The organism is Dapis purpurea BLCC-M126 (assembly GCF_050015975.1).
In the GTDB taxonomy this organism is placed as follows: domain Bacteria; phylum Cyanobacteriota; class Cyanobacteriia; order Cyanobacteriales; family Microcoleaceae; genus Trichodesmium.
Window position 1 is genome coordinate 1 of the sequence record NZ_JBNHER010000340.1, and the last position, 6,009, is coordinate 6,009.

A 6,009-nucleotide genomic window follows, 5' to 3' on the forward strand; every position below is an offset into this window, starting at 1 on the left:
CAGTCCGTTAGGATGGGATGCCGAGGTCTCCCGCTCTTGCAGAGCCGCTAACGCTTTTCATGTCGGCTCAAGCGCCGAAACGCCATATCCAATCGACCAAGAGAAAAGTGCTAGGATATTTCCCAATCTCCAATTCCCGAACGGTTTTAACCATAGGTAATTATCAATTATCAATTATCCATTATCCATTATCCATTATCAATTAATGAACTCCTCTAAATATTAAATTAGTTCTGTCGAAGTATTTAGTTGACCCTTGAATACTAACTATTTTATCTCCGCATTGTGTGGAGATATGAATATTTACTTCTCTGCCATTTTGTCTAATTTTTCTCTAACAGATAACTGAAACCCTGACTTGAACATTAATATCAATCCCAAAGCTGACAAGACAAAAACGATAATTGCACCTTCTATATAACCCCCTGTTAATAAAACAGAAGCAGATAGAAAAGTAAAACCAGTTATACAAGTAAAAACCAAAGTTTTTAAAGCTAAATTAATCCGTTTTAATAACCGATCGTTTTCAATAGAACGTACCCTAAATTGAATTTCTCCATCTTCAATTCTTGTTTCTAATTGACGGATTAAAATCTCACTTTTACTGGGTTGTTGTAATTTATATTTAATAAAATCTCTTGTTTGTTTTGCCAGTTCACCTACTATTCTACTTCTACCTTGAGCAACTGTTAAGCTTTTAACAAAAGGTTCAGAACAACTAACCAAACTATACTCAGGGTCAAGCTCTCTAGCAATACCATCTAGAGTAGTTAGTGATTTAAGAATAAAAGTCATTTGAGAAGGCAGACGAAATGGTTGTTGCTCAAATAACACATAAAGCTCTTCCTTTATTTCATCGAAATTATAAAAATCTACAGGCTTATCAGTGAAATTTTCCAATAAAAAATTAACTAATCTTCTGACAGGCATCATATCTGGCATTGGTTCAATTAAACCAATAGTAATTAAAGTATTCAGCACCTGGTCAACGTCTTTTCTTAAGGCAGCAAAAAATGTTTTGATCATTTGGTCTTTGGTCAATGACTTTACCTCAGCCATCATGCCAAAATCATAAAAAATTACTTCACCATCTAAACTAACTGCTAAATTTCCTGGATGAGGGTCAGCCTGAAAAAAACCATCTAATAATAACTGCTTTAAATAACAACAAACTCCTATTTGATTAATCCGTTTCGGATTAAGATTACAAGCTTCTATTCGTACCTTGTCGTTAATTTTGATTCCCGGTAAATATTCAAGAGTTATAACTTTTTCTGTAGTGTGAGTCCAATAAACACGAGGCACTATTATTTCAGGATACCCTTTAAAATTTTCCCGAAACCGATCAGCATTTTTCCCCTCATTCACATAGTCAATTTCTTGATAAAGAATGGTAAAAAAATCATAATAAATAGCATCTAAATCATACTTTTTAGCCCAAGCAAAATACTTTTGACAAAAACGGATAACATTTTTGACAGCTTTCACATCTAAGTCAAATAAAGGTTTTAACCCAGGACGTTGTATTTTAACAACAACTTCCTCTCCCGTTTGTAAATTAGCTTTGTGTACTTGTCCCAAACTTGCTGCAGCTATAGGGCGTTCCTGAAAATCTCTATACAGAGAATAAAGAGAGTTACCAAGTTCCGACTCAACAATAGCGATCGCTTCTGTAGTCTCAAAAGGAGGAACTTGGTCTTGTAATTTTCCTAGCTCTTCTACATATTCTTTCGGCAAGATATCAGCTCGTGTAGATAGAGATTGACCTATTTTAATAAAAGTTGGACCTAAATTTAGCATGGTTTTCACTAACCACTCAGCCCGACGCCTTCTGATAGAGGAAGATTTATTTTGGAATAAATTATCCCACCATAAAAATAAAAAAAATTTTCCGGCGGCACTAAAAACATCTATTTGTCTAGTCAGGGGAGAATATTGAGTGCGTTGCCAACGAAGGGACTTAGAAGCATTTTTAGTGAGCATACTATAAATTATATAAATCTATCCACCGTCGATTGATTTTGATACTCCTCGCCCTGAAGTGCGGGAATTTTTAAGCAATCCAAAATTGGACTCTTAAAGGCATTATCAAACTGCCTCTACTAACTGCTTTAAGAGAAAATCTTAAAGTTGTTGATATTTCGGAATATTAGCTCCACCATTAATATCGGCATTCACTAATAAACCGTTTTAGGTTCGATATAAACCCTGTTCAATTCTCTTTCCTCAAGACTTCCAGCTATCGAGTTTTTCACCAATTATTGGCAAGAAGTCATCATCTAAAAAGCTAGCTTGTGAAGTATAAGATTCTTCTGTTTTCACAAATTCTATTCCATATAGTTTACAAAACTGCTTGATGCATTCTTTGAGTTTCGCAGTAGGAATTTGTACCAACTTTTGGTTATTTTTTTCCAATATTAATACCAGATTTTTGTTGCTTATTCCATCCAAAAACAATCCTGCCTCTATATTTCATACAATGATTAAGCACTAATTTTGCTGCTTTGTTCACCGTATCTTTCATTTGGCGATTGCGTTTTTCTGTGATGTTAGCTAACTTTTTTGACCAAAATCCTTGAGGTTTACTCTATTTAATTGTTGCTGTATGTTTGTTGTACCATTGGTTAACTGATTTTAAATGTCTGCCATTGATGATAAAACTTTTTCCTACATTACTAAGACAAGTTAACCAATTCTCAACACCATGATCTATACCGAGAACTTTATCTTTGTCTAGAGCCTGGTGTAGCTTGATTTATAATTGATATACCCACTGGACATAAAAACAATTATTACGAGGTATAATTCTGATTTCTCTAATTTTTTTCCAGTCAAAATTATTGGAAAAATGCAACAAAAAAATATCAACTTTAAAGACAGCTTTAACTTTTTTGCCCAAAGGTACTCTGACCTGATTTTCTTTCAATCTCAGAGCTTGTTTGGGATAAGTTATAACTTCTAATCCTCCCTTTTTTCGATATTTTGGAAGTCGAGGTTTGTTTGACAAATGTCCTGCTAAATGCTGGTGAGAAAGCTCTTTGTAGGACTGAAAAGATTCTGTCACTAATCTGAGAGTTTCTTGTGCTGCTTGAGAATGTAGAAATTGATAATTAAAATTTGACTTTAATTGTTTTCCTAAATCATATTTACCTGTGATGTACCCTAATTTAAAGTACCATTGACGTGCCAAATAAATTCCATAATTAATAAGTTTATTAGCTGTGGTACACAAATACTCCAAAAAGGGAATAAATTCGGGATTGTTGATTAATTCTTGTTGGCATCCATACAATTTACTTCACCTGCTTTTTGTGAAAATCATCAATGGTACTATAGCATACTAGATCTATTATCTACCACTTCAAAACAGAAAAAATTTGCCCTAGACGAGCCTTGCTCTAAACCCATTTTTGTGGTAACTGGGAAAGGAAAATTTGGGAATATGACTATATTTAACTCCAAGAAAGAAAGAAGAATACTTTAAACTCTATTTTTAGTCGAACAAGATACTGTAAGGGAAAAGAAAAGTTTTCAATGGTAGGTTTTCTTTAGACAGTAGAAAGCAAGTTTTGCTAGAAAATAAAAAATTTATCATCTTTTCTCTGCTTCTTTTTTGGCAATTTCACTATTTTTTTGATAAAGTTTAGCTCTATTAACTGCCACATCATACTGTAAATAACTAGGTGCAACAGAGGCCATTAATTCTGCTGCTTGTTGCCATGTCTTAGCGATCGCCAGCCACTCCTCTTGAGACTGAGCAACTTTACCATCAGCAACAGCTTTTTGAGCAAGTCGTACTGCTTGAGTAAAAGCAGCTTTTGACTTGGCCTCAGTATTTTCTGCAGATTTTTTATTAGTAGGAGATGGAGACTGGGAAACTGTATTTTCTGAAGCTGTTATTTTATCTATCCCGGATAAGTTGAACCATCTATTGACTTGGATACCTAAAGTGAGCATTAGCAGACTGAGAAAAAAAATGCCTATTACATCAGGTTGGAATTGATTTTGCTTTGGCATTCCTGTAGAATAAACAGTTTTAGAAAGAGGGATTTTAGTTGTTTTCGGCTTATTTGTCTGCCAATTATTTGCTATTTGTTTGAAAATATTAGGTCTAGTCAAAGTAATTTCTTGAGACCAAAGTAATTGATTTTCTTGATCTTTAGTAATATCCTCAAGCCAAAGTAATTTTTGTTCTTGAATAATTCTACTATTAATTTTTACTTGCTGAATATTACGAGGTGAAATTTCTTCAAGGGTCTGTTTAACCTCTTCTACAATATTAGACTTTTCTAACTGTTGAAGTTGTGGTGCTTCACATAAAACTTGCAAAACACCATCAGAAAATATAGCTCTAATTCTGACATCTAATGTAGCTAGCTGTTCATTGAGAACTTGAATAATTGCTGCGACGCTACCCCGACGTGCTTGGGCAAATATATCATTAGTTTGATTGGTCATTGATAGTTAATAGTATTGATTTAATAGTTCCCAGATATTGAATATAATTCTTAGTCCATCTAAATATTATTTCTTTATAGAATTGCTACACAATTTAGCAGATAATACTAAGTAAAAATTACTATTGCGATATACGCAATAAAAGCAATAACTAAGTATTTATAAGAAATAGATAGAGGCAGCAGGAGGAAAAGAAGACATATCTAATTCCCATCCACAAAGTCTTTTGTAGCAATACTTCAAAGAAACTGTAAAACTAGGGTGACAATGAGAGTATCAAAAGTCTTATGCTAGAATTTGCGACAGCATTAGAGGGAAAACAGGAAATTAACTATGGCCAAATCCCTAAGTGGCAAAATCTTTGTACTGGATGACAATATTGATACTGACCAAATTATTCCCGCCGAGTATCTAACATTGGTTCCTTCCAAGCCAGATGAATATGATAAGCTGGGAAGTTATGCTTTGTGTGGGTTGCCTGACCGCTACGGCAAGTTTATTGAACCAGGAAAAATGAAAACCCAGTATCCAATTATCGTGGCTGGAGAAAATTTTGGTTGTGGCTCGTCACGGGAACACGCACCTATTGCCCTAGGAGCTTCTGGTGTCCAAGCAGTAGTTGCTCAATCTTACGCTCGTATATTTTTCCGCAATTGTTCGGCGACTGGAGAGTTATACCCATGGGAATCCAGCGATCGCCTGTGTGAGTTATTTGAAACTGGTCAGGAAATTACTATTGATTTTGAAGAAAATCAGATAACTAATCATACTCTTGGTAAGACTTATCAGTTGAAGTCTTTGGGAGAAGTAAAACCTGTCATTGATGCTGGAGGTCTTTTTGCCTATGCTCGTCAAACAGGTATGATTTCCCAAAAACAAGGTTAAACTTTTCTTTTCATTAGGAGAGAAATTTATCTCTCCTTTTTGATGTTCAATTTTTCAATAATTTTCAATTGTTTAGTTTTTAATTTGATGGAAACTCAAGCTCCAGAACGTACCAGCCTAAAATTCATTATTTTATATAAGGGAATTATTGCGACTATCATGTTGCTAATTTCTTTAATTTCAGCTTGGAGCTGGAGAAATTTTGATACTCTCGCAACTTGGGCTGAAATTAATCTGATTAATGGGGAGTTTCAGACAGTAGAATTAATCTTAAAACCAATTCTCAATGCTGGTATTCCTAGTCTAAAGTTAGTGGCTCGTTATACAGCAGTTTATGGCAGTTTGATAATTATTGCCTTGGTTGGTTTGTGGTACGAAAAATTTTGGTCTAAGATTCTGTTTGTAGGATTAGTTGCTGTACCATTGCCTTTAGAAGTCAAGGAATTAATACATGATTTTTCTATTATCAGACTAACTATTTTTATACTTAATTTAGCTGTCTTTATATTTTTAATGATCCGAGAATTTAAGACTGAAGATTAAATTTTATTTTCAATAATAAAGAAAGACAGAGTTCATTAATTGATAATGGATAATTGATAATTACCTCTGGTTAAAACCGTTCGGGAATTGAAGATAAGGAAATATTATTTCTTTTTTTCCCCT

Annotated in this window: 7 protein-coding genes; 2 read left to right on the plus strand and 5 right to left on the minus strand. The window is 34.0% G+C overall.

The genetic code is table 11. The annotated features are described in order from the left end of the window. Window positions 1-303 precede the first annotated feature (303 nt). The 5 genes from ACP6PL_RS30925 to ACP6PL_RS30945 all read right to left on the minus strand — a co-directional run bounded on the left by ACP6PL_RS30925 (window position 304) and on the right by ACP6PL_RS30945 (window position 4,458). Window positions 304-1,983 carry an ABC1 kinase family protein gene (locus ACP6PL_RS30925; RefSeq protein ID WP_426549209.1) on the minus strand — a complete coding sequence of 560 codons (1,680 nt, stop codon included), beginning with the start codon at window positions 1,981-1,983 and terminating at the stop codon, window positions 304-306. A 243-nt stretch (window positions 1,984-2,226) separates the two neighbouring features. Next, window positions 2,227-2,415: a hypothetical protein gene (locus ACP6PL_RS30930; protein WP_426549210.1), complete on the minus strand. Its 189-nt coding sequence runs from the start codon at window positions 2,413-2,415 to the stop codon at window positions 2,227-2,229. 172 nt (window positions 2,416-2,587) lie between these two features. Then, complete coding sequence (locus tag ACP6PL_RS30935) at window positions 2,588-2,755, minus strand: transposase (RefSeq protein WP_426549215.1); 168 nt, start codon at window positions 2,753-2,755, stop codon at window positions 2,588-2,590. Continuing rightward, a complete protein-coding gene (locus ACP6PL_RS30940; protein WP_426549211.1) occupies window positions 2,756-3,292 on the minus strand; it encodes a hypothetical protein in 537 nt (178 codons plus the stop codon). Window positions 3,293-3,591: 299 nt separating this feature from the next. Further along, entirely contained in the window at window positions 3,592-4,458 is an 867-nt protein-coding gene (locus tag ACP6PL_RS30945; protein WP_426549212.1) for a hypothetical protein, read from the minus strand. Between the two features lie 333 nt (window positions 4,459-4,791). On the opposite strand from ACP6PL_RS30945, the gene ACP6PL_RS30950 reads away from it, so the two are divergent. Both ACP6PL_RS30950 and ACP6PL_RS30955 read left to right on the plus strand, forming a co-directional pair. Beyond that, window positions 4,792-5,343: a LeuD/DmdB family oxidoreductase small subunit gene (locus ACP6PL_RS30950; protein ID WP_426549213.1), complete on the plus strand. Its 552-nt coding sequence runs from the start codon at window positions 4,792-4,794 to the stop codon at window positions 5,341-5,343. 87 nt (window positions 5,344-5,430) lie between these two features. Continuing rightward, the gene (locus tag ACP6PL_RS30955; RefSeq protein ID WP_426549214.1) at window positions 5,431-5,886 is read left to right on the plus strand and encodes a DUF2127 domain-containing protein; all 456 of its coding nucleotides are present in this window, start codon (window positions 5,431-5,433) and stop codon (window positions 5,884-5,886) included. The last annotated feature ends 123 nt before the right edge of the window (window positions 5,887-6,009 follow it).